This is a genomic window from Staphylococcus sp. Y174-1 (assembly GCF_049897865.1).
GTDB lineage: Bacteria > Bacillota > Bacilli > Staphylococcales > Staphylococcaceae > Staphylococcus > Staphylococcus saprophyticus.
This window is the reverse complement of the sequence record NZ_JAFCXB010000002.1, coordinates 604,256-628,315: the sequence shown is the minus strand read 5'-3', so window position 1 is coordinate 628,315 and position 24,060 is coordinate 604,256. Positions and strand designations below refer to the sequence as shown.

Sequence of the window (24,060 nt, the reverse complement as noted above, 5' to 3'; positions counted from 1 at the left end):
ATGAGAGCTTTACATATAAATAAAATCCATCTAATACTTACAGGATTATTTATTTTTTATATACTAATGGCTATTTTTACGCCATTAACCCATGATGACTGGGACTGGTATAGTCAATATGGTATTCAAATGTTGAAAGAACATTTTGCTAATTTAAACGGCCGTTATCTTGGTAATTTGTTTGAAATTGTAGCAGTTCGATTTGACTGGTTTAGGTGGTTGGCGTATGCCGTCTTTAGCATGTTGATCATATGGGTCATCAGTCAATTTGTTAAACATAAACAGACTTCTATCATTTGTTTAGCGGCATTTATTTTAATGGTGACAATGCCAAATGAAATCTATAAACAAACGTATGGCTGGTTTGCAGGATTTTATAATTATGTACCAGCAACGCTGTGTGTATTATTTATTCTATGGTTTATTGTAACGGTACTATTTTACCGGAACAGTCATAAACCAAGTAGGAATATCATTTTTTATTGCGTGTGTTTTGGTGGTCAATTTTTCATTGAAAATGCGACATTATTTAATACATTAATCATAGCAATCGCACTTGTATTACATATATATTTCTATAAAAAAGTGCATCCTAAATTTGTTGTAGGATGGTTCATTTCTGCTTTAGGGACAATCATTATGTTTTTGAATCCGAACTATCGCAAAATATTTTTTGAAGGTAGCGATTATCAACAGGTCTCTAGTGATACGGGTATCGTTGATAAAGTTTATAAAACGGTAACAACCACATTGCCGGATTGGATTTTCTTTAATCAAATTGTGATTATTACGATAATCGTTGGTATCTTACTTGTTATGTTGTATAAAACACGACAAATGACGAAAACATATACAAGTAGATATTGGTTCATTGTATGTGGCTTAACGCTATTACCGATATATTATTTTTTTATTTTTAAACAATTTGAATTACAACATTTTCACATGATTACACTTACTAATATTTTAAATACTATGGTATGTTTTATCTTTTTGTGTGCATTGATCTTGGCTATCCATACGGTCATATCTCAAAAGGAAGTTCGATATACGCTTTACTTATTAATCGCGTCAATCTTACTTGTGTGTGGTCCTTTAATCATCGTATCACCCATAGGTCCACGTAATTTTTACACAGTATATGCAATTTATGTTGTCATATTATTAATTTTACTTGCGCAACTGGAAGTGTTTAACAGGAAATCAGAAAAGTGGATTACTGGATTAGCTATCTTTTGTGCAGTGATGTATTTAGGGGTATTCTACAATATTCACGCTGCAAATGAAGCAAGAATTAGTCAGCTAAAAGAAGCCGTTCACGCAGATTCTAAGCAAAGAATTTATAGTATGGAAAAATTACCTTTTGAACATTATTTACATCATGCCACACCAACAAGTGCTAAGTATCAAACGTTATTTAATGAATATGAAGGCTTACCAAAAGATACGAAAGTGAAGTATGTGCCCTATGGCAGTATTAGTAACCAAAAACAATCAAAATAATATTGTTTTTAAGTACAACAAACAAAAGAAAAAGCTTTTATCCGATTTTTCTGAAAATAAGTTTGTAATACGTCGCCAAAGATGGTTAATTAAAGGTATACTTGAAATAAGAGGCATGCAGCAGTAGTACTTGGGATTTATGTGGTTTAACTGAGCAACAAGTGCATGTAGCAGTAGTGTTGACACAATCGCATTTGGACGTGTTACTTCAAATTTGGGGCTAATCATCTAGGTTTTAGATGATTAGATAGAGAGACAGTTATTTATGTATTGGACAATGGATTTGTTATAATTTGATTGTAGAAATTATAAAAAGAAGGTATTTATATGAGTGAAAAAGAAATTGAAGATCATGAACTTGAGCAATTGAATAAGGAAATTGAAACAGAATTAAACGCATATGACGCTGATAAAGAATTCCAAAAAGAAAAGAAACAATTTTTAACGCTTACATTTATTTGTAAATTGATTATTGTGTTGTTAATGCTAATGGGGTTAGTGAAGTTATTTATATAGAGTCATAGACAAATGCATATAGAGGTGAAATAGGTGACAATCTATAATATTAATTTTGGGATTGGCTGGGCGAGTAGTGGTGTGGAATATGCACAACGTTATAGAGCGCAGTTATTGAGAAAATGTAATGAAACGATAAAATTTGTGTTTTTAGATTTTATTAAGAATGAAAACATTCAAACATTGACTGAAAATATAGGATTTAAAAATGAGGAAATCATCTGGCTGTATCAGTATTTTACAGATATTAAAATAGCACCTACAAGTGTGACTGTAGATGAAATTATCAAACCATTGTATTCAGAAATCACTAAAGTTGAAGATCAAGGTAAAACTCGAAAAATCCATTTTAATCACAATAGTAATTATTTAGTATGTTATTTAAAAAATGAAGATAGTGATGTTGTAGATAGAGTGGAATACATTTCTAGAGGCAAGTTGCTTAGGAGAGACTATTACTCTTATGTACGCGTTTTGTCTGAGTACTTTGCACCTGAGGATAATTCGGCCAAATTATATATGAGGTCCTTTTATAATGAGGATGGATCCATTGCATATAACGAATATGTTAATGATGAGGAAAGTATGTTTGTTTTAGAGGATAATATTCTGTACGGTAAGCAAGCATTAATAGCTTATTTTTTAGAAAAATTGCATTTAACAGATAAAGATATGTTGATTGTAGATCGCTCAAAAGATATTGGACAAACGGTTTTGCAAAATAAAGGATCAGCACGCTTAGGAGTTGTGATTCATGCTGAACATTATAATGAATCGATAACAAATGATACATACATATTATGGAATAATCATTACGAATATGTGTTTATGAATGCACATGAGATTGATTTCTTTATTACAGCAACGGATATTCAAAATCAGTTGTTAGCACAACAATTTGAAAAAAATTATCATAGGAAGCCTAAAATTTATACAATTCCTGTAGGTAGTTTAAGTGCGTTAGTGAAGCCAAATCGTAGAAAACCTTACTCAATCATTACAGCCTCAAGGCTAGCGACTGAAAAACATGTCGACTGGTTAGTAAAAGCCGTATTGAAAGCGAAAGCATCTGTTCCTGAAATAACATTTGATATCTATGGCGAAGGTGGCCAAAGACAATTATTAAGTAAACTAATTCAAGAAAATCATGCTGAAGATTATATCACATTAAAAGGACATGTTAATTTAAATCAAGTTTATCAAGATTATGAACTTTTCTTATCGGGTTCAACTAGCGAAGGTTTCGGTCTTACATTAATGGAGGCTGTCGGTTCAGGTTTAGGTATGATTGGTTTTGATGTGAACTATGGTAACCCAACGTTTATTAAGCATCAAAAAAATGGTTATTTAATACCGATTGATTTAAATGAGGATAAAGAATCTGAAATTATAGATCACCTTGCTGAAGGTATTGTTAATTATTTCGATAATGACACAAGCCGATTTAATCAAGCTTCATATGAAATCGCTGAAAACTTTACCCAACCGGTTGTCGTACAAAAATGGAACAATTTGATTAGTGAGGTGCTATATGATTAATTTATTTGATGTTTTTGATAAAAAAGCCATTATCTTATATAAATCTTTTAAACATGTTGGTAAGCAACGCAAAACAATCGTTATTGAAGAAAATGGATTTTTACCAGATGATATATTAACACCTTACGCTTTTTTCGCGAATAATCCTGAAACAACTTCACAACCTTTATTTTTTAATGAAGTACCGATTCCAAGATTTTGGACGATAGAAGGTAATAATAATACTGCCTTTATCAAAAATTTGGATGAGGTGAAAGCGAGAATTATTTATAAAGCAAATTATAAACATAGAATTGTTGAACGTGTAGAATGGTTAAATAAACGCGGGCATACGCAATACATAGATTATTACAATAAAGTAGGTAAGCGATACGCACAAGTGGTATTGGACGCAAACTCACAAAAATGCATTTTGAAAAGGTATTTTAACTATAATAATGAAGTAATGATGGTAGAAAATTTTGTGACTAATGACATCATGTTAACTTGGAAAAACAAAGTCTATTTCTTCCATTCAAAGATACAGTTTGTCAATTTTTACTTAGAAGTTGCGCAGCTTGAGTCTGAAAACTTTATGATTAATTCACTATCGATTTCTTCTGCCGTATTAAATGGTTTGTCTGAATCTGGAAACGACTCTATTTTTTGGCAGGGAGATATTACGCCTGAAATTATGAAACATATGGAAAATGCACTGGCAAAAGAAAAACGAAATTTTAAAATTATTTTGCCTAGTCCTTCAGCGTATGAAAAAGTAATAGAGCTCATCGATGAACAATATAAAAATCGTATCTTCCAATCAGGATATGTTTATAGATTTGTGAAAGAGAATCGTCATTCTAATCAGGTATTAACTTTGACAAATTCAGACCAAATCCCGCATTTAGAAGAAATCGTACAAGCCCATCCAAATCTAGAGTTTCATGTTGCAGCTTTAACAGAAATGTCTATGAAGTTATTAAGCCTCAATAAATATGACAATGTAAATTTATATCCAAATGCCAAAAGGCAAAAATTTATTTCGTTATATAAATCATGTGATATTTATTTAGACATAAATAAAGGTAATGAAATATTAGATGCTGTAAGAGCGGCGTTTGATTACAATTTAGTCATCTTAGGATACAACGAGACATCTCACAATAAGGATGTTACGCCAGAGAACAATCTTTTTGAGGAAGCACAATTTGAGATATTAAGTAGTATATTGAGGGATATTGTTGCTGAACCATCTCATTTAGATCAAAGGTTGAGACAACAATGGCAACAAGCAGGTTCAATCAGCAAAGCTGAATTTATCCGTTCATTAGCGCAATAATTCATTTTATTACAGAACATAAAATTTTAAATAGGTTACCAATACCAGGAGATATAAAGGTATTGGTAACCATTTTTTTATTTATTTTTCTCTAGTATCACTTGTTTATAATCATTTATATCAATACGTCTCCAAATTTGCTTTTTAATGTCTTGAATATGTTGCATTTTATTCATATTACTCGCCATGTTTTTAGGTTGATACTGTTCCCATTTTTCTAATTGTTTAAATAGTGTGTGTAGAGATCTCATAAAAATAACCGCCTTTTTAATTTTTATAAATAAAATAGCCCTTCTTAGATAAGAAGAGCTTCCACACAACTTCCCATCTTTCAACTCAATCGTCATACTGAGTTGTTGGATTTAGCACATCGCATATGACTGCTGTTGCTGGAGTTTCATAGGGCCAAGTCCCTCCACTCACTCTTAATAAGAGAACTATTTTATTTAAACATCATTATAGCAAATAAATGTAAAATGATAAACAAAGTCATACAATACACTATTTTCTTCGGCGTGCGTATTTATAGTAATTGATGAATATTAATACTAAATTGACCATACCAATGATTAAACCAGTTAATAATGAGAAAAATGCAAGAATAACTAGAAACCAGGGTTCTTGTAACACACCATCTTGAGAGACATGTGAAGGTAAACTTGTGAAAAGCAATGCGGATACTATAGCAATTAAGATAAATATCATACTTAATATACTTAAGCGAATGCGTTTCACAAACTTCGTATCATTAACTAATTTATCCTTTACCACAGTATTACCTAAGATTAAATCATCTAGAGATAAATTAAAGGTTTTGGCAATTTCTACTATCATTTCAATATCCGGTAAGTAACGATTATTCTCCCATGCAGATACAGTTTGTCGTGAAATATTTAATTGATTGGCAAATTGTTCTTGGGTCAGTTGATTTTCTTTTCGAATCATTTTAATTTGAGTGCCAAAATTCATATGTTAAATGTGCTCCTTTTAAATCGTATTTTGTTTATAAAAAGTGTGGTTAAGCGAACGCTAGTGATACTTTACATGCTCCGCAAGTTCACCTAGCGCGCATATTTTAAAATGCTAGCAATGCTTTCTTTTAAATAAAATAAGCTTATTCAATAATAGATGACATCAAGTAAATTTAAAAATTTAGGAAGCATAATAAGTTTATGAATAAAAAGTTATTTTTTGCAAGTATTATAAGTATTGTTTTAGGTGCATCTTTAGGGATTAGTTTTCTTTTAATTCCAAGTTATGTAAATGAAAATGGCATATTGAAAGAGCCTTAGTATTTAGTAGAATCTGGATTTTCATTTGTCATTATTAGAGGTTTACTCATGTTTTTTGCAATAGGTGGTTATTTATGTCACTATTTTGAAAATAAGATTCATAAATAGAGTGGTTTGAAATAGGAAATAGGCTGAGGCATGTTTAATGTTACAGCCTATTTTTTGAGCTTATGGTTCAAAACGTAGGGATTTTATATGGTAAATACATTCAAAACAGATGAATTATTATAAATTTGCACGATATTTGTTATACTAATTGTAAGCGCTTACTAAAAATATTTAGACGCTTTAGTATAAATCGTTTTTAAAAGGAGAATGCACATGAATGGTAAAGTGATGATGGTGACTGGTGGAAGTAGTGGCATGGGCAAAGCAATGGCGCAAAAATTTGCTGAAGCGGGTGCAAAAGTGGTTATAACGGGTCGCTCATTGGAACGGTTAGAAGCGGCAAAAGAAGAAATAGAACAATATGAAGGACAAATTCTTTGCATAGATATGGATGTGCGAGATCCTGAAAGAGTGCAATATACAGTGGATAAAACGGTTGAAACGTTTGGCAAAATAGATGGTTTGGTTAATAATGCAGCAGGTAACTTTCTATGTGCAGCTGAAGATTTATCATATAATGGATGGCATTCTGTCATTGATATTGTCCTTAATGGGACATGGCACTGTACACAAGCTGTAGGAAAAGAATGGATTAAAAATGGTCAACGTGGACGTATTATTAATATGGTTGCGACTTATGCATGGAGAGCTGGTATAGGTGTGATACATTCTGCAAGTGCAAAAGCAGGCGTGTTATCAATGACTCGAACACTGGCTGTTGAATGGGGATCTAAATATGGCATTAATGTCAATGCAATTGCCCCAGGGCCAATCGATAATACAGGTGGATCGGGAAAGCTAAGTTTATCAGAAGAAGCAAAACAACAAACGCTGGATAGTGTCCCACTTGGAAGGATGGGTCAACCTGAAGAAATCGCAGGTTTGGCAAAATTCTTAATGTCAGAGGATGCGAGTTATATTAATGGTGCATGTATGACAATGGATGGTGGACAATGGCTGAATCAAAATCCATTTTAAAGTATTATAAAAACTTTAATAAAGATAATCGGTGTGCAATGTATGTAGAGAGAAGACTGACTGATGTCTAAAGGGTGTCTAATCGCTTTAGAATTGGAATCATGACAATCTCATTTTATGAGTTTACTTGGATTGCTTTAAATAGACAACGCCACAAGACTAAATTGAATATAGATCAGTTGTTAATGCCAATATTAGAATCATACCAGCAGTTTATAGCCACAGAAAATAGAGCATTTAAGGTTCATATACCTCAAAATATTCAACCTTTTGTTCAAGATCAAAATGCATTAGAGCGTATTATTACTAATTTTATAGATAATGCACTTAAATTCTCAAACGCGCACACAACCATTACAATTGACGTTTATGAGAAAAATCAAGGTATGTTAGCCATTTCAGTAAAAGATGAGGGCATTGGTATAAAAGAAACGCATTTGAATTATATCTTTAATAGAACATATAGAGTGGAGAATTCAAGAAATCAAGCAACAGGTGGTTCAGGGCTGGGATTATATATTGCAGCAAACTTAGCTGAACAAATAGGTGGATCTATTAGTGTGGATAGTGTATTTAAAAAAGGTACAACGATGACGCTGAGTTTTCCTTTGAACTAAAATGTACTATTACAATAGTAGTTAATTAATAAAAGATATGTTGAGGTGTAATAACAACATATCTTTTATTTTTATAAGTCGAGATTTCTTTATTAACCATTGAAAAACATGTATAGTTGTCGCAAAAATTACATAAATATTACAAGGTTTTATGGCTGAATTAAGTAACTCATGACTTTCATGACAGTTTTGAGTGGGTGTTTATGGTATATAAAATCCTATGGCGCGTGTCATTAGGATGTAAAAAAGTAAGGGGGTATTTTAATTTCGTTTTAACCTACATGCTATGTATGGATGTTATAGTGTTATTTGTGAGTCAGTTGAAAAAGTAAATTATCTATTTAAGGTATTTGAAATTCAACATTAAATCTTAAAAATAATAAAATCTAAAAATTATCTTCTGGGAGGATTATTAATAATGAAAAAAACAGTAGTAGCATCAACATTAGCAGTAGGACTTGGCGTAACAGGAATCGCAGCAGGAAATTCAGCAGACGCTTCAGAACAAGGCGTTGACAAAGCACAATTAGCACAACAAGCTCAAAGTAATTCAGAATCATTAAATGCAGCACCAGTTCAAGACGGTGCTTACGACATTAACTTTAACTATAATAATACTGACTATAGTTTCCAATCAGATGGTCAATATTGGACTTGGAGCTATGGACAAGGTTCAACTAATGCACCAGCACAAGAAACTGCTGAGCAACCACAACAAGTTGAACAACCACAACAAACTGAGCAAGCTTCAACTGAACAACCAGCACAAGAAGCTGCACCACAAACTGAAGAAACACAACAACCACAACAAGAAGCAACTACACAAACTACTTCAAGCTCAAATGAATCAACTTCAAATGAGTCTAGTTCAAGTGAAGCTTCAGAAGGTTCATCAGTAAATGTTAACTCTCATTTACAAGCAATCGCGCAACGTGAATCAGGCGGCGACCTTAAAGCTGTTAACCCATCATCAGGTGCAGCAGGTAAATATCAATTCTTACAAAGCACATGGGATTCAGTAGCACCATCTGAATATCAAGGTGTATCACCAACAGAAGCACCTGAAGCAGTACAAGACGCAGCAGCGCAAAAACTTTATGATACAGAAGGCGCTTCACAATGGGTTACTGCATAAAAAATTAAGTGTAGTAATGAATTTAAGATAAATATTTAAAGCTGAGACATATATGTCTCAGCTTTTTTATTTATAAGTATATCAGGTTGGTCAGTCAATAGAATTCTTTTGAGATAAATTTTGTTGCGCAAAACGCAAATGTGCTGTTTAAAACGCATTTAGTAAAGTAGTTAATTTGAATGTTTTTAAATATATATAGTAAGCAATGTTAATGTTTTCTGGAGTGCAAATAGACATCTTTTTTCACACTAATTACAAAGCGATTACATCCACAAAAGTGTATAAATACACTACAAGGTGTACATGAAAGGATTTTTAGGTAGAAATTCCTGATTTGAGTGTAATATATAACGTAATTAGGATGTAAAAAAGAGCTTGTTTTTTTAACTTCACTGTAACCTACAAGCTTTTTATAGGTGTTATAGTAGGAAATACAAATTAGTTGTAAAAAGTAAACTTATTTATTGACGGTTGAAATTACAAGCTAATTTATTAAATTTTAAAAATACAAACAATCTCTTAGGAGGATTATTAATAATGAAAAAAACAGTAATTGCATCAACATTAGCAGTAGGACTTGGCGTAACAGGAATCGCAGCAGGAAATTCAGCAGACGCTTCAGAACAAGGCGTTGACAAAGCACAATTAGCACAACAAGCGCAATCAAATCCAGAATCATTAAACGCGGCGCCTATTCAAGATGGTGCTTATAATATCAACTTTAACTATAATAATACAGATTATAGTTTCCAATCAGATGGTGAAAACTTTAGCTGGAGCTATGGTGAAGGTTCAGGCGAAGGATCTAATGCTTCATCAGAACAAGCTACAGACAATAGTTCACAACAAACTGCTGAGCAACCACAACAAGTAGAACAACCACAACAAACTGAGCAAGCTTCAACTGAACAACCAGCACAAGAAGCTGCACCACAAACTGAAGCAACACAACAACCACAACAAGAGGCAACAACACAATCTGCATCAAGCTCAAATGAATCTAGTTCAAACGAATCAAGTTCAAGTGAAGCTTCAGAAAGTTCATCATCAGGTGTTAATGCGCACTTACAACAAATCGCGCAACGTGAATCAGGTGGCGACATCCATGCTACAAATCCATCATCAGGTGCTTCTGGTAAGTTCCAATTCTTACAAAGTACATGGGATTCAGTAGCTCCAGCTGAGTATCAAGGTCAACCAGCTGCTTCAGCACCAGAATCAGTACAAGATGCTGCAGCGCAAAAACTTTATGATACAGAAGGCGCTTCACAATGGGTTACTGCATAAACTGTAAGTCATAATTTTAAAAATAAAGTATAAAAATTAAATTAACATGATAAATTTGGTCCCGGCTTCTTAATAAAGAAGTCGGGTTTTTTGTATAGTTAATTGTTGGTTTTAATTTTTAGGTAGGATATGGATTTTTGAATTTGTTCATTCAATTGAGTAAGAAATAAGATGACAATAGTACTAAGCAGCTTGGATTTTACTTTAATGTTTTTAATGGCATATCTTTGAATGATTAAATATGCAAATGGGTAATGATGTGGTAATACTTGGTTACATTTAGCTATAATAATTCAAATTAGGGAGTGATGATGAATATGAGAAAACTTATAGTATTTTTGCATAGTACGCTAGATGGTTTTGTAGAGGGTCCTAAAGGTGCAATGGACATCGGTTGGGTTGCCTATAATGAAGAATTGGAAAAATTTGCGGATGATGTACTGAGTAATACAGATACGATTGTTTGGGGACGTAAGACATATGAAATGATGTATGATTACTGGCCGACGGTACCATCTGATGAAAATGCAAATGAGCACGAATTGAATCATGCTCAATGGATTGAAAATGTTGAAAAAGTTGTATTTTCAAAAGCATTGAATCATGTAGAATGGAGTAACTCAAAATTGGTGAAAGATCATGTTGAAGAAGAAATTAATAAATTAAAATAGCAAGAAGGCGGAGATATTGTCGTGTTAGGCAGTCCAAGATTTGCACATTATTTAATGCAACTTAATTTAGTGGATGAATATAAAATAACAATATCGCCTACTTTAATAGGTAAAGGATTACCGTTATTTCAAAATATTCATGATAAAGTCGATCTCAAACTAATAAAGAGCGAGACATTTGAATCCGGTGCGTTAGGATTAAATTATCAAGTTTTAAATTAAATGAAAAGAGAGTAAATCGTTAACCTATATATTGAATCGTTCTCAGCAGTAGCTGGACAAATGTCCTTGTCGCATTTAAATGACATACTAAAAGGCATTTCAGAAAATAATGATATTGTAGGCTTTACTGTAGCAGAGTACATGCCATGGGATGAAATCAATCTGAAAAATACATTGAAAGATTTGAATATATTCCATTAAATAAAAAGAACCGTTGCTATTCAATATAGCAGCGGTTCTTTTATAGTTATTTAACTAATTCTTTAAAATTTTCTAAGCGTTTCGCTTTTTCTTCATCGCTAATGTTATGTTTTTTTACATAACGGTTATTTTCGTGTTTTGCACACTCATGTGAGCAAGCGCCTAAATAACGCGCTTCGTTTTCTTCTGATACAAGGATTTGTTTGTTACATTCAGGGTTACTACAATTGATATAACGTTCACAAGGCGTACCATCGAACCATTCTTTTCCTACTACAGTTTTATCTACATGATTCACTTCTACACTGATACGTTCATCGAATACGTACATTTTTCCGTCCCAGAATTCACCTTTTGTTTCAGGGTCTTTACCGTAAGTAGCAATGCCGCCTTCAAGTTGACTCACATCTTCAAAGCCTTCTTTTAGTAAGTAACCAGAGAATTTTTCACAACGAATACCACCAGTACAATACGTTACAATTTTTTTATCCATAAATTGCTCTTTATTTTCTTTAATCCAGTCAGGTAAATCTCTGAATCTTGTGATATCAGGACGAACTGCACCACGGAAGTGGCCTAAATCGTATTCATAATCGTTTCTAGCATCAATCACAACAGTATCATCTGATAATAATGCTTCTCTAAATTCTTTTGGTGACAAATAGTTACCAGTAAGTTCTCTAGGGTTTACATCATCTTCAAGGTCTAGAGCAACGATTTCTTGTCTAGGGCGAACATGCATTTTTTTGAAAGCGTGTCCTTCGGCTTCATCCACTTTAAAAGTAATCCCTTGGAATCTAGCATCGTTTTTTAATGCTTCCATATATTTATCGGTAGCTTCGACTGTACCAGAAACTGTCCCATTAATACCTTCAGTAGATACGAGGATACGACCTTTAAGTTCTAAGTCTTTACAAAATGCTAAATGCTCAGTTGCAAATAATTCAGGGTCATCGATTGTTGTATATTTGTAATATAATAATACTCTATAATCCATAATACTAATCTCCTTTTATTTCTTGTTCTTATAAATTTATATAAAATGTTGGTATCATTTTTTCGCTAATATAAAGTATGTGAGTATCTTCAATTTAATAAGGTTTATTTATTTTTTGAGCGAAAGCATAAAATTATCATTATTACATTATAACAAAAAAGGGATATTATTCAATTTATTAATTTAAGTATCTTCATTATTTTTATTATATTAAGTAAAGATTTTTGATTAATGTAATAAAAAATGCTCTCTACAAGTAAATCTTGAAGAGAGCAAGTTAATATCTATTATGATTTCTTTTTATTTGTAAATATTAATGCACCAATTAAGCTGATTGTGCTGATGGCGAAAATAATGTTCATGATAGATAATGTTTCGATAATAACGACATCTTTGCCGAGTCTCTCAAAAGCATTTTGTTGCATTTCTTTTTCTGAACTCAAATTACTTTCAGATCTTGTTTCTTTATTTTCAATATCTTCTAACATTCTTTCTTCTACTTTAGGCATAGAATTCCTCCTTATATAAATTTATTTTCCCTTTTTAAAAACAGTCAATCATATTGTGTGATGCTGAATTAAATAGAAGTGATTGAAAAAGTAACGGTAAATTACTATACTCAAATGATAATGAATATCATGAGGAGCGGATTGCAATGGAAACAGTATATTTAGCAGGTGGATGTTTATGGGGCGTACAAGCATTTGTAAAAACGTTACCCGGCGTTATCAATACTGAAGGTGGAAGAGCTAACGGTATTACGGATACGTTAGACGGTGAATATGATGGTTACGTGGAAGTAATTAAAACAGAATTCGACCCACAAAAAGTATCAGTAACAGATTTGATGGGTTATTTATTTGAAATTATTGACCCATATAGTGTGAATAAACAAGGTCAAGATGTGGGCTTAAGATATAGAACTGGATTATACAGCGAAGATGAGAAACATTTAAAAGAGGCTCAACAATTCATAGATGGTATTGAGGACCATCACCTTATTGCTACTGAAGTATTACCACTAACGAATTATGTAAGAAGTGCAGAAGAAAACCAGGATCGCTTATCAAGATTTCCAGATGATTATTGTCACTTACCTAAAGAACTTGTTTATAAGTATAAATAAAAAACAACCCCCTTTTCAAAATGATTCCTACATAAGTAAGAATTTTAGAAAAGGGGTTTTGTGTGTGATTTATTTAAAGAAACCTAAAACAAAGTCTACACCTTTAGCTAAAACATCTGCGATACTAACGCCTATTGTTGCCCAGTCGTGTGCTAATCCTGCGTTTACTGCATTACCAATCGCTTCTACGATTCCTGTCATGTGAGACACTTCTTTATTTTGAAAAATTTAAATTAAAACTTGCGCTTTAATTTGTTAAACACAATATATATCTTTTTGTTAATTAATTTTGTAAAAATGCCTAACTCACTATTTTTTATACCTAAGTGTAATAATAGTTTTTTTTATAGGAATTTTTATAAATAAATAAAAATTTTAAATTTTTGTAAAGATTTAAATGTTGTGTGGAAATGTCTGGAAGAATATGCAATATTGTAATTGATTGGGCTATATAAAATTTAGGAGGTGATTGAGTATGAATCAATTGGTTAAGGTAACATTAGCAACTGGATTAGCACTGAGCGCAATGGTTGGCACAACGAGTAGCGTGACATCAAACTCAACTTTTATTGCACACGGATCAGAAAATATTGATTATCAAGTAAATGGTTATACTACTGACGCAAATGACTTTATATTGGAGCCATCATTTATTGAAGACGTAAAAAATAATAACTTCGTGATTAACGGTTATAATATTACTGGAAACGAACAACAAGAGAGTTCGATGATTGATATATATGATCAAATCATTGCAAAGACAGGGGAGCAAACAGCTTCAATGGTAGATTTTGAAGTGAAGAAGGGTGCAGTATCGAAGGAAGCTTTAATTGAGCAATATGGTCAACCTATTGAAAAGCCATTTGAAAGTGCTCAAGGATTTGATTATAGATATCATATGGGAGATAACATAGTTCAATTTATTGTTGAAGATGGTTATGTGAAAGATGTACAAATTAATGCAGAAAATGAATAAATAATAGACGATTCAAAAAAGCACAATGCTACTTATAATGGCATTGTGCTTTTATTATATGTTTTATTAACCTAATAAAGAATCAGGTATAATTTTATGGATAATGGCAGATAGTTCTTCTGGGGTTTCTTGTTGACCATTATTGACCCATTCTTGAATAATACCAAATATAGCATTACTCAAGAAAACTACAAAATAGTGTCGTTCTTTTTCACTAAAATGGGATTTTTTTGTGTATGGGAAAACATTCTTTTCCGCATTATATTGTAATGTTTTTTTTAGTTGATTTTGAACGTCAGGTGATCCATTATTCGAAATGAGCAACAATAAAAGCTCGGCTTCATTATTCCAAAAGTTAATTATATGATAATACAACAAATGACGTTCACTTTGTAATAAACTTTGAACTCTTTTGCTGCCTTCTTTTGTAATTTCAAATTGATATTGTTCCACTAAATCAAACTTGTCTTTGTAATGTAAATAGAAAGTGCCTCGACTAATGCCAGCTACTTCACATATATCTTTAACTGAAATATCATCATACTTTTTATGCTTCAACAGCGTTATTAATGCCTTTCTGGTATTTCTTTTTGTTTTTAATATACGCGAATCTGTCATCATTTCTTCATTCAATCAAACTCACTCCAAATATTAATAGACATATATTTTATTATGTTCATTAACGGTTATTTTTCCATTGCTTTTGCAAAGTAGAGGTATATAATCGCATTATGAACGATAATTGACACTGTGTCTAATAAGGAGGGCTTATATGTCTGAACTTGTAGCCAAATTGACAAATGCAACGAAATATTATGGTAAGAAGAAAGTTTTAGATCATACCGATATAGAGTTATCATCTGGAAAAATATTAGGACTTATCGGGCCAAGTGGTTCTGGCAAAACAACTACGATTAAATGTCTCATGGGTATGGAGAAATTAGATGAAGGTCATGCTCAAATTTTTGATACTGAAATACCAGATCGTAAAATTTTAAATGAAATCGGTTATATGGGCCAAAGTGATGCATTATATGAATCACTAACTGCACATGAAAATTTAGTCTTTTTTGGTAATTTAATCGGCTTAAAAGGAGAGAAATTAAAGCAAGCTATAGCGACTAATATGAAACTTGTGAATTTAGAAGGAGAATTAAACAAAATTGTTAATACTTTTTCTGGTGGGATGAAACGTAGATTATCATTAGCTATTACATTACTTGCGAATCCAAACCTTATTATTTTAGATGAACCTACAGTAGGCATAGATCCAAGTCTAAGAAGAGATATATGGAAGCAGTTAAAACATTTAACTAAAAAAGGAAAATCAGTTATTGTGACTACGCATGTTATGGGGGAAGCTGAGCGCTGTGATTATATAGGTTTAATTGTAGAAGGACGATTATTTACTATGGGTACGCCACAAGAACTAAAAGATAAATTTGGCGTAGATTCTATAGAAGAAGTATTTATTAAAGCTGAAGCGGAGGTGCAATCATGAGATTCAAAGCAGTGTTCATAAGAGTGATTAAAGAATTATTAAGAGACAAAAGAACTTTGGCGCTCATGTTATTTGCACCAATCCTAGTATTAACATTATTATATTTTGTATTCGATACAAATTCAGAAACTGATTTAAAAATAGGCATCGATGACAATGTGCCCCAAAAAATTGTGAATGCATTACCTTCAGACAAAGTAGAAATAGAAAAAATCAAATCGCCTGATTCTATAAAAGATACAATCGTAAATTCTAAATTAGATAGTTACATTACGAAAAATGGTTCTAATTTAGAGGTCACATATGCAAATGAAGATCCTAGTAAAACAGGTTCAACAAAACAATTACTTGGTAGCGCGATACAACAAAATAAGATGCAAGATATGATGAAAATCGTTGAAAAAATACCGAATAATATGAAACAAAAAAATGCACAACAAGATGAAAATGTTAAATTAGATAATCATTATTTATATGGAGATGAAGATAGCACTTATTTTGATAAAATGTTTCCGATATTAATTGGTTTCTTCGTATTTTTATTTGTGTTTTTAATATCAGGCATTGGATTATTACGAGAACGTACAAATGGAACATTAGAGCGCTTATTAGCTACATCCGTTAAACGTAGTGAAATCGTATTTGGTTATTTAGCTGGCTATGGATTGTTTGCAATTCTCCAAACACTACTGATTGTATTTTATGCGATTCTCATATTAAACATTGAAGTGGCAGGTAGTATTTGGTGGGTACTATTAATCAATATTTTAATTGCATTAGCTGCTTTAGCGATGGGAATCTTCGTATCAACATTTGCAAATTCAGAATTCCAAATGATCCAATTTATTCCAATTGTAGCAATACCACAAGTTTTCTTTTCAGGTATTATTCCTCTTGAAAATATTGCTGATTGGGTCAGTGTGATAGGCTATTTGTTTCCATTACGCTATGCTGGGGATGCATTGACCAATATTATGATCAAAAGCCAAGGGTTCGAATTTATTTGGTTCGATATTGGTATTCTGTTCGTATTTATTTTCGTATTTACAGTGCTTAATATTGTAGGTCTTAAGCGTTATAGAAAAGTTTAGAACAAACGATAAAAAGGTAAATTTATTAAATTATATTCAATTAAAGCTTCTTTTTAAGTACACACTTTAGGGTGATAACTTAAAAAGAAGCTTTTTCTATAGCAAAAATTTTTGAAAACGGGACAAAATTAAATTTATTGACGGTAAGAAATAAAATTCACAGAAATGATACATATACAATTAAATTCAGTGTGAAAGCGATTGTGGGTTATTGGTTTTCCATTGATTTTAATAAACTAAAGCATAATATTCTTGTGTAATTATAAAATATTATGGAATTATTTTGTACTATTAGGTAAAATAAGAAATGTATTGTGCTAAAAAAACATAAAGTACAATAAAAATCAACTAGAAATTTAGGTTAGTAAATTAGGAGGAACATATGAACAAAAACAAGAAAAGACATCGATTTGATTTCTTGCCTAATCGATTAAATAAATATTCTATACGTAAATTTACAAATGGTATCGCTTCAGTATTAATTGGATCAACGATATTGTTAGGTGCAGTAATTGATAAAGAAGCGGATGCAGCGGAACAGCAACCAACATCAGAAGTATATGGACAGACTGATAATAATTACAAAAGCGAATCAAACAAGTCCAATTCAGTACAACATGATGAAGAAAGAACAAACATAATTAATGATAATGACGAGGCTAACTATTCTAATCATAGTGAGATACCAATCCACGATAAATCTAGTGAGTATGACCAAAAGCCTATAAATGAGCAAGATACGTCAAATCATCATGAAACTCATTTGAATCAAAATGCTACTGAAAATCATGTAAAAGAAGAAAGTAAAGAAGTATCAACAGAAGAAGAGTCAATAGAAGACAGAAAAACTGAAGAAAGCACAACCGAAGAAAGCACAACCGAAGAAAGTAAAGCTGTAGAAGAAGCAAACAAAGAAAATACAACTGAAAAAAATGATGAAGGCAGCTTAGATTTAGAAAAAGAGAAAGATACATATAAAGATGAAAAAGATAACGGCAAAAAGAAAAATGAATTAGAAAGCCATAATCACCGTATCGAAAATAAAGTAGAAGATAACGTCTATAAAAATAACAAAGAAACAAATTTAGAGTCTAAAAATGAAAATGTTAATAAAGATGATAAAGTTAACACTTCAAGTAGTACCTCTATTGAAAAAACTGAAGATAATGCAACCCGCTCAAATTTAATAAACTCAGTAAATCACTCTTTAAAGCAATTAGATAATGCTAAAAATAACACAGAAAAGCAATCTCTATTAGAAAATTATTACCAAACACATACGAATGCTACAGCTAGTGATGCAAAAAAAGCTATTGAAAAATTAAACATTGATTTTACTAAACAAAATTCAGATCAATTAATCGCATTATTATTAATTGAACTAGCTAATCAAATGGATAAAGATAAAGTACAAGCCAATGTGCCTGCTTCAAAGCGTGCGGAAACAAATAACGAAAGTTTAAGTATTGAAACGAATACTACGAATATTGAAAAAACTTTAGCTAAACCATCTACAAGTAAATTTAGATCTGCAAATACAAGAGCAACGAATGTAGTTAATTATGCAGCTAATCAGAGTGGTAGAAATGTTAACCATTTAGTCTTTGCAAACACTTCATATGAAATACTAGGTGGCGGTAAGAAATACAATCAAGTATTTATGACTATGGATGGTAAGTTGAAAATTAAGATTGACTATACGGTAGATGACTCCGTGGTTGAAGGAGATTACTTTACAGTTGATTTCGGTAAATATATACATCCAGGTACATCAAGAAAACCGTATCGAGTAAATAACATACATGATGCTAATGGGAGAACAATCGCTATTGGATCATATGATAGTGCAACGAATACTGCGAAATATACCTTCACAAATTATGTGGATATTTATAATAATGTGAGAGGATCTTTTAGTTTATTAAGTTGGCCATTTAAAGAATTAGTTACTACTGATGAACAGAGTGTCCCAGTAGGCATTACAGTTGCTGGAGAGGATTATACTCAAAATGTCATATTCAATTATGGTAATAGAACGAGACCAGTTATTTCAGATATAAATTATTTGACGAAGGACTTTGCTGAATTTACAACTTATATAAATCAAAATAGAGCATTTAATACAGGATCAAAAGTTAGGTTAAGTGGCCAAGGATTCAAATTTACATCTCCTGATGAGATTGAGGTTTATAAAGTATTAAATAACTCACAATTCAGAGATAGTTTCTCACCAGATTATGCAAACTTAACGCAAGTTAGAAATCCTAAAATCATTATAAATATTGATGGATCAGCAACTGTAGACCTGGGGGATATTGGAACACTTGGTTATATAATAAGAAGTAAACCAAACACGCTACCTGATTTTTCGGGGATTGGTGTATTAAAATCAGAATACACATTTACTAATAATAAAAACCAAAGAGACACACGAGCACACGCAAGTAGTATTCAGTTTGTCAGAGCAGAACTTGCTGGATTCGGTGGATTCGGTGGTTATGTATGGTTTGATAAGAATAATGACGGTGTTCAGAATGATTCGAACGCAGCTGCAGCTGGCATTACTGTGAATTTACTTGACCCAACTGGTATACGTTTAGCTAAAACGACTACTGATATAACAGGACACTACAATTTTGATAATTTAACAAATGGTAATTATCTTGTGGAATTCGTAATGCCAGAAGGATATATTCCTACACAAGCGAACAACACTGTAGATGACAAAGATTCAGATGTAGTTTTTGAGAATGGAAGATACATTGCACACGTTACTATTAAAGATGCTGACAATATGACGATAGATGCTGGTTTAGTTTCTGACACAACTTCGGAATCACTAAGCTTATCTGAGTCGCTAAGCACTTCACAATCATTGAGTTTGAGCCATTCACTATCGCTAAGTGAAAGCGAATCAACAAGTCAGTCACTATCCTTAAGCACAAGTGAATCATTAAGCCAATCACTATCATTGAGTGCTAGTGAGTCATTGAGTGAGAGTGAATCGTTAAGTGAGAGTGAATCCTTAAGTACAAGCGAGTCATTAAGCGAAAGTGAGTCATTAAGTGAGAGTGAGTCATTAAGCGAATCTGAATCGTTAAGTACGAGTGAGTCATTGAGTGAAAGCGAATCACTGAGTACGAGTGAGTCGTTAAGACAGAGTGAATCGTTAAGTGAGAGCGAATCATTGAGTACCAGCGAGTCATTAAGTGCGAGTGAGTCATTAAGTGCCAGTGAGTCGTTAAGTGCAAGTGAGTCAATAAGTGCTAGTGAATCGTTAAGTGAAAGTGAGTCATTAAGCACAAGCGAATCATTAAGCACGAGTGAGTCGTTAAGTGAAAGCGAGTCATTAAGTGCCAGTGAGTCATTAAGCACAAGCGAATCATTAAGCACGAGTGAGTCGTTAAGTGAAAGTGAGTCATTGAGTGAGAGTGAGTCGTTAAGCGAGAGCGAATCGTTGAGTGAGAGCGAGTCATTAAGTACGAGTGAATCGTTAAGTACGAGTGAGTCGTTAAGTGGATCTGAATCGTTGAGCGCAAGTGAATCGTTAAGTGAGAGTGAGTCGTTAAGCGAAAGCGAATCATTGAGTACGAGTGAGTCGTTAAGTGAAAGCGAGTCATTAAGTGCCAGCGAGTCATTAAGAGAAAGTGAGTCAATAAGTGCGAGTGAATTGTTAAGTGAGAGTGAGTCATTAAGCGAAAGCGAATCATTAAGTGAGAGCGAGTCGTTAAGTGAAAGCGAGTCGTTAAGTGAAAGCGAGTCAATAAGTGCGAGTGAATCGTTAAGTGAAAGTGAGTCATTAAGCACAAGCGAATCATTAAGCACGAGTGAGTCGTTAAGTGAAAGTGAGTCGTTAAGTGCCAGCGAATCGTTGAGCAATAGTGAGTCAATAAGTGCGAGTGAATCGTTAAGTGAGAGTGAGTCATTGAGCGAGTCCGAATCGTTAAGTGAAAGCGAATCACTAAGCGCAAGCGAATCGTTAAGTGCCAGTGAGTCATTAAGCGAATCTGAGTCGTTAAGTACCAGTGAATCTCTAAGTGAGTCCGAATCATTGAGCGCAAGCGAATCCTTGAGTGAGAGCGAGTCGTTAAGTGCCAGTGAGTCGTTAAGCGAAAGTGAATCATTGAGTGAGAGTGAGTCATTAAGTGAGAGTGAATCATTGAGCGAAAGCGAGTCATTAAGCGCAAGTGAGTCGTTGAGTGAAAGTGAATCACTAAGTGAGAGTGAGTCATTGAGCGAGAGTGAATCATTAAGTGCCAGTGAATCAATAAGCGCAAGCGAATCGTTAAGTGCCAGTGAGTCGTTAAGTGCCAGTGAGTCATTAAGCGAATCTGAGTCGTTAAGTGGATCTGAATCGTTGAGTTTAAGCGAATCATTGAGTGCAAGTGAGTCATTAAGTGAGAGTGAGTCAATAAGTGCTAGTGAATCGTTAAGCGCAAGTGAGTCGTTGAGTGAAAGTGAATCACTAAGTGAGAGTGAGTCATTGAGCGAGAGTGAATCATTAAGTGCCAGTGAATCAATAAGTGAGTCTGAATCATTGAGCGAAAGTGAATTACTGAGTGAGAGCGAATCGTTGAGTGAAAGCGAATCACTGAGTACGAGTGAGTCGTTAAGTGAATCTGAATCATTAAGCGCGAGTGAGTCGTTAAGTGAAAGTGAATCATTGAGCACAAGTGAATCATTGAGCACAAGCGAATCATTGAGCACAAGCGAATCATTAAGACAGAGTGAATCGTTAAGCGATAGCGAATCGTTGAGTTTAAGCGAATCATTGAGTGCCAGTGAGTCATTAAGTGAGTCCGAATCAATAAGCGCGAGCGAGTCATTAAGTGAGTCGTTAAGCGAAAGTGAGTCACTAAGTGAGAGTGAGTCATTAAGTGAGAGTGAGTCATTAAGTGCCAGTGAGTCATTGAGTGCAAGTGAGTCATTGAGTGCCAGTGAATCAATAAGTGATAGCGAATCATTGAGTGAGAGTGAGTCATTAAGTGAGAGTGAATCATTGAGCGAAAGCGAGTCATTAAGCGCAAGTGAGTCATTAAGCGCAAGTGAGTCGTTGAGTGAAAGTGAATCACTAAGTGAGAGTGAGTCATTGAGCGAGAGTGAATCATTAAGTGCCAGTGAATCAATAAGCGCAAGCGAATCGTTAAGTGAAAGTGAGTCGTTAAGTGCAAGTGAGTCAATAAGTGCTAGTGAATCGTTAAGCGCAAGTGAGTCATTGAGCGAATCCGAATCGCTAAGTGAATCTGAATCATTAAGCGAATCCGAATCGTTAAGTGAGAGCGAATCATTAAGTACCAGTGAGTCGTTAAGTGAGAGCGAGTCGTTAAGTGAGAGCGAATCATTGAGTGCCAGTGAGTCATTAAGTGAGAGTGAGTCACTAAGTGAGAGTGAATCATTGAGTGAGAGCGAGTCTTTAAGTGAATCCGAGTCACTTAGTACAAGTGAATCAATAAGTGAAAGCGAATCGTTAAGTGAGAGCGAGTCATTAAGTACCAGTGAGTCGTTAAGTGAGAGTGAATCATTAAGTGCTAGTGAATCAATAAGTGCCAGTGAGTCATTAAGTGAGAGTGAATCATTGAGCGGCAGTGAATCATTGAGCGAAAGCGAGTCATTAAGCGCAAGTGAGTCGTTGAGTGAAAGTGAATCACTAAGTGAGAGTGAGTCATTGAGCGAGAGTGAATCATTAAGTGCCAGTGAATCACTAAGTGAGAGCGAATCATTGAGTACCAGCGAGTCATTAAGTGAGAGTGAGTCATTAAGTGCAAGCGAATCATTAAGCGCAAGTGAGTCATTAAGTGAAAGCGAATCGTTAAGTGAGAGTGAATCATTAAGTACGAGTGAGTCATTAAGCGAATCTGAGTCGTTAAGTGCCAGTGAATCGTTAAGCACAAGTGAATCGTTGAGTTTAAGCGAATCATTGAGTGCCAGTGAGTCATTAAGTGAGAGCGAGTCATTAAGCGAATCTGAGTCGTTAAGTGCCAGTGAATCGTTAAGCACAAGTGAATCGTTGAGTTTAAGCGAATCATTGAGTGCAAGTGAGTCATTAAGTGAGAGCGAGTCATTAAGCGAAAGTGAATCACTGAGTGAGAGCGAGTCATTGAGTGAGAGTGAATCATTGAGTGCCAGCGAATCGTTGAGTGAGTCAGAGTCATTAAGTACGAGTGAATCGTTGAGTGCCAGCGAATCGTTGAGTGCCAGCGAGTCATTGAGTGAGAGCGAGTCATTGAGTGAGCGTGAATCGTTAAGTGAAAGTGAGTCATTAAGCGAGAGTGAATCATTGAGTGCCAGTGAATCGTTAAGCACAAGTGAATCGTTGAGTGAAAGCGAGTCATTGAGTGAAAGTGAATTATTAAGCGATAGCGAATCATTAAGCGCGAGTGAGTCAATAAGTGAGTCTGAATCATTGAGCGATAGCGAGTCAATAAGTGAAAGCGAATCATTGAGTGCCAGCGAATCACTAAGCGATAGCGAATCATTGAGTGAGAGTGAGTCATTAAGCGAAAGTGAATTATTAAGCGATAGCGAATCATTGAGTGCTAGTGAATCAATAAGTGAGAGTGAATCATTGAGCGAAAGTGAATCACTAAGTGAAAGTGAGTCATTGAGTGAGAGTGAGTCATTAAGCGAGTCCGAATCGTTGAGCGATAGCGAATCATTGAGTGAGAGTGAGTCATTAAGCGAATCTGAGTCATTAAGTGCAAGTGAGTCAATAAGTGCTAGTGAATCGTTAAGCGCAAGTGAGTCGTTGAGTGAAAGTGAATCACTAAGTGAGAGTGAGTCATTGAGCGAGAGTGAATCATTAAGTGCCAGTGAATCAATAAGTGAGTCTGAATCATTGAGCGATAGCGAGTCAATAAGTGAAAGTGAATCACTGAGTGAGAGCGAGTCATTAAGCGATAGCGAATCATTGAGTGAGAGTGAATCATTAAGTACGAGTGAGTCATTGAGCGAATCTGAGTCGTTAAGTGCTAGTGAATCAATA

20 protein-coding genes, 2 pseudogenes and 1 riboswitch (1 of these 23 running past the window's edge) are annotated in these 24,060 nt (G+C 33.7%); of the genes and pseudogenes, 16 read left to right on the top strand and 6 right to left on the bottom strand.

The features are described 5' to 3' along the window. The 5 genes from ACP7BT_RS09830 to gtfB all read left to right on the top strand — a co-directional run bounded on the left by ACP7BT_RS09830 (position 1) and on the right by gtfB (position 4,876). On the top strand, positions 1-1,503 hold the full coding sequence (locus tag ACP7BT_RS09830) for a DUF6056 family protein (protein ID WP_041080167.1): 1,503 nt from the start codon (positions 1-3) through the stop codon (positions 1,501-1,503). Continuing rightward, positions 1,469-1,630, top strand: coding sequence for a hypothetical protein (locus tag ACP7BT_RS09825; protein WP_160279504.1), 162 nt, complete (start codon positions 1,469-1,471; stop codon positions 1,628-1,630). The genes ACP7BT_RS09830 and ACP7BT_RS09825 overlap by 35 nt, the downstream gene beginning before the upstream one ends. Before the next feature lie 200 nt (positions 1,631-1,830). Next, positions 1,831-2,019, top strand: coding sequence for a hypothetical protein (locus tag ACP7BT_RS09820; RefSeq protein ID WP_041080165.1), 189 nt, complete (start codon positions 1,831-1,833; stop codon positions 2,017-2,019). Positions 2,020-2,052: 33 nt separating this feature from the next. After that, entirely contained in the window at positions 2,053-3,558 is a 1,506-nt protein-coding gene (gene gtfA / locus ACP7BT_RS09815) for an accessory Sec system glycosyltransferase GtfA (RefSeq protein WP_041080164.1), read from the top strand. After that, positions 3,551-4,876: an accessory Sec system glycosylation chaperone GtfB gene (gene gtfB, locus ACP7BT_RS09810; RefSeq protein WP_037537438.1), complete on the top strand. Its 1,326-nt coding sequence runs from the start codon at positions 3,551-3,553 to the stop codon at positions 4,874-4,876. The genes gtfA and gtfB overlap by 8 nt, the downstream gene beginning before the upstream one ends. A gap of 77 nt (positions 4,877-4,953) precedes the next feature. Here gtfB and ACP7BT_RS09805 read toward each other — a convergent pair whose 3' ends face one another. Then, positions 4,954-5,127 carry a hypothetical protein gene (locus ACP7BT_RS09805; RefSeq protein ID WP_002482060.1) on the bottom strand — a complete coding sequence of 58 codons (174 nt, stop codon included), beginning with the start codon at positions 5,125-5,127 and terminating at the stop codon, positions 4,954-4,956. Positions 5,128-5,197: 70 nt separating this feature from the next. After that, positions 5,198-5,311: riboswitch (SAM riboswitch) on the bottom strand. A 66-nt stretch (positions 5,312-5,377) separates the two neighbouring features. Beyond that, positions 5,378-5,845 carry a helix-turn-helix domain-containing protein gene (locus ACP7BT_RS09800; RefSeq protein WP_041080162.1) on the bottom strand — a complete coding sequence of 156 codons (468 nt, stop codon included), beginning with the start codon at positions 5,843-5,845 and terminating at the stop codon, positions 5,378-5,380. 644 nt (positions 5,846-6,489) lie between these two features. Between ACP7BT_RS09800 and fadH the strand changes: the two genes are divergently transcribed. From fadH to ACP7BT_RS09770, 6 genes and pseudogenes are all read left to right on the top strand, one after another. After that, on the top strand, positions 6,490-7,254 hold the full coding sequence (gene fadH / locus ACP7BT_RS09795) for a 2,4-dienoyl-CoA reductase (protein ID WP_002482062.1): 765 nt from the start codon (positions 6,490-6,492) through the stop codon (positions 7,252-7,254). A gap of 101 nt (positions 7,255-7,355) precedes the next feature. Beyond that, complete coding sequence (locus ACP7BT_RS09790; protein ID WP_052463685.1) at positions 7,356-7,871, top strand: sensor histidine kinase; 516 nt, start codon at positions 7,356-7,358, stop codon at positions 7,869-7,871. A 418-nt stretch (positions 7,872-8,289) separates the two neighbouring features. After that, entirely contained in the window at positions 8,290-9,006 is a 717-nt protein-coding gene (locus ACP7BT_RS09785; RefSeq protein WP_041080160.1) for a transglycosylase family protein, read from the top strand. 537 nt (positions 9,007-9,543) lie between these two features. Beyond that, positions 9,544-10,293 carry a transglycosylase family protein gene (locus ACP7BT_RS09780; RefSeq protein ID WP_011302118.1) on the top strand — a complete coding sequence of 250 codons (750 nt, stop codon included), beginning with the start codon at positions 9,544-9,546 and terminating at the stop codon, positions 10,291-10,293. Between the two features lie 317 nt (positions 10,294-10,610). Continuing rightward, positions 10,611-11,186 (top strand): annotated as a pseudogene (locus tag ACP7BT_RS09775) (dihydrofolate reductase family protein). Positions 11,187-11,252: 66 nt separating this feature from the next. Then, positions 11,253-11,387 carry a hypothetical protein gene (locus ACP7BT_RS09770; protein WP_256106355.1) on the top strand — a complete coding sequence of 45 codons (135 nt, stop codon included), beginning with the start codon at positions 11,253-11,255 and terminating at the stop codon, positions 11,385-11,387. A gap of 46 nt (positions 11,388-11,433) precedes the next feature. Here ACP7BT_RS09770 and ACP7BT_RS09765 read toward each other — a convergent pair whose 3' ends face one another. Together ACP7BT_RS09765 and ACP7BT_RS09760 are read right to left on the bottom strand one after the other, a co-directional pair. Further along, entirely contained in the window at positions 11,434-12,384 is a 951-nt protein-coding gene (locus ACP7BT_RS09765; RefSeq protein WP_002482073.1) for a rhodanese-related sulfurtransferase, read from the bottom strand. A gap of 287 nt (positions 12,385-12,671) precedes the next feature. Then, entirely contained in the window at positions 12,672-12,893 is a 222-nt protein-coding gene (locus ACP7BT_RS09760) for a hypothetical protein (protein ID WP_002482074.1), read from the bottom strand. Between the two features lie 146 nt (positions 12,894-13,039). On the opposite strand from ACP7BT_RS09760, the gene ACP7BT_RS09755 reads away from it, so the two are divergent. Further along, the gene (locus ACP7BT_RS09755) at positions 13,040-13,510 is read left to right on the top strand and encodes a peptide-methionine (S)-S-oxide reductase (protein ID WP_041080157.1); all 471 of its coding nucleotides are present in this window, start codon (positions 13,040-13,042) and stop codon (positions 13,508-13,510) included. Between the two features lie 69 nt (positions 13,511-13,579). Here the strand turns inward: ACP7BT_RS09755 and ACP7BT_RS09750 are convergent, their stop codons facing one another. Next, positions 13,580-13,711, bottom strand: coding sequence for a beta-class phenol-soluble modulin (locus tag ACP7BT_RS09750; protein ID WP_002482076.1), 132 nt, complete (start codon positions 13,709-13,711; stop codon positions 13,580-13,582). A 274-nt stretch (positions 13,712-13,985) separates the two neighbouring features. Between ACP7BT_RS09750 and isaB the strand changes: the two genes are divergently transcribed. Beyond that, the gene (gene isaB / locus ACP7BT_RS09745; protein WP_041080156.1) at positions 13,986-14,486 is read left to right on the top strand and encodes an immunodominant staphylococcal antigen IsaB family protein; all 501 of its coding nucleotides are present in this window, start codon (positions 13,986-13,988) and stop codon (positions 14,484-14,486) included. A 66-nt stretch (positions 14,487-14,552) separates the two neighbouring features. Here the strand turns inward: isaB and ACP7BT_RS09740 are convergent, their stop codons facing one another. Beyond that, positions 14,553-15,119 (bottom strand): TetR/AcrR family transcriptional regulator, encoded by a 567-nt coding sequence (locus ACP7BT_RS09740; protein ID WP_037537447.1) that lies wholly within the window; start codon positions 15,117-15,119, stop codon positions 14,553-14,555. Between the two features lie 139 nt (positions 15,120-15,258). On the opposite strand from ACP7BT_RS09740, the gene ACP7BT_RS09735 reads away from it, so the two are divergent. The 3 genes and pseudogenes from ACP7BT_RS09735 to ACP7BT_RS09725 form a co-directional block, all read left to right on the top strand. After that, the gene (locus tag ACP7BT_RS09735; protein ID WP_041080155.1) at positions 15,259-15,987 is read left to right on the top strand and encodes an ABC transporter ATP-binding protein; all 729 of its coding nucleotides are present in this window, start codon (positions 15,259-15,261) and stop codon (positions 15,985-15,987) included. Beyond that, positions 15,984-17,078 (top strand): ABC transporter permease, encoded by a 1,095-nt coding sequence (locus tag ACP7BT_RS09730; RefSeq protein WP_041080153.1) that lies wholly within the window; start codon positions 15,984-15,986, stop codon positions 17,076-17,078. Before ACP7BT_RS09735 ends, ACP7BT_RS09730 begins: the two co-directional genes overlap by 4 nt. A 382-nt stretch (positions 17,079-17,460) precedes the next feature. Continuing rightward, positions 17,461-24,060: pseudogene (locus ACP7BT_RS09725) on the top strand (SdrD B-like domain-containing protein) (its annotated part continues 171 nt past the right edge of the window); the annotation flags it as partial.

Coding starts and splice junctions, on each gene's coding strand:
- fadH (WP_002482062.1), top strand. CDS start 6,490: ATGAATGGTAAAGTGATGATGGTGACTGGTGGAAGTAGTGGCATGGGC.
- ACP7BT_RS09790 (WP_052463685.1), top strand. CDS start 7,356: ATGACAATCTCATTTTATGAGTTTACTTGGATTGCTTTAAATAGACAA.
- isaB (WP_041080156.1), top strand. CDS start 13,986: ATGAATCAATTGGTTAAGGTAACATTAGCAACTGGATTAGCACTGAGC.
- gtfB (WP_037537438.1), top strand. CDS start 3,551: ATGATTAATTTATTTGATGTTTTTGATAAAAAAGCCATTATCTTATAT.
- ACP7BT_RS09760 (WP_002482074.1), bottom strand. CDS start 12,893: ATGCCTAAAGTAGAAGAAAGAATGTTAGAAGATATTGAAAATAAAGAA.
- ACP7BT_RS09765 (WP_002482073.1), bottom strand. CDS start 12,384: ATGGATTATAGAGTATTATTATATTACAAATATACAACAATCGATGAC.
- ACP7BT_RS09825 (WP_160279504.1), top strand. CDS start 1,469: ATGGCAGTATTAGTAACCAAAAACAATCAAAATAATATTGTTTTTAAG.
- ACP7BT_RS09750 (WP_002482076.1), bottom strand. CDS start 13,711: ATGACAGGAATCGTAGAAGCGATTGGTAATGCAGTAAACGCAGGATTA.
- ACP7BT_RS09830 (WP_041080167.1), top strand. CDS start 1: ATGAGAGCTTTACATATAAATAAAATCCATCTAATACTTACAGGATTA.
- ACP7BT_RS09785 (WP_041080160.1), top strand. CDS start 8,290: ATGAAAAAAACAGTAGTAGCATCAACATTAGCAGTAGGACTTGGCGTA.
- ACP7BT_RS09735 (WP_041080155.1), top strand. CDS start 15,259: ATGTCTGAACTTGTAGCCAAATTGACAAATGCAACGAAATATTATGGT.
- ACP7BT_RS09800 (WP_041080162.1), bottom strand. CDS start 5,845: ATGAATTTTGGCACTCAAATTAAAATGATTCGAAAAGAAAATCAACTG.
- ACP7BT_RS09805 (WP_002482060.1), bottom strand. CDS start 5,127: ATGAGATCTCTACACACACTATTTAAACAATTAGAAAAATGGGAACAG.
- ACP7BT_RS09820 (WP_041080165.1), top strand. CDS start 1,831: ATGAGTGAAAAAGAAATTGAAGATCATGAACTTGAGCAATTGAATAAG.
- ACP7BT_RS09780 (WP_011302118.1), top strand. CDS start 9,544: ATGAAAAAAACAGTAATTGCATCAACATTAGCAGTAGGACTTGGCGTA.
- ACP7BT_RS09755 (WP_041080157.1), top strand. CDS start 13,040: ATGGAAACAGTATATTTAGCAGGTGGATGTTTATGGGGCGTACAAGCA.
- ACP7BT_RS09730 (WP_041080153.1), top strand. CDS start 15,984: ATGAGATTCAAAGCAGTGTTCATAAGAGTGATTAAAGAATTATTAAGA.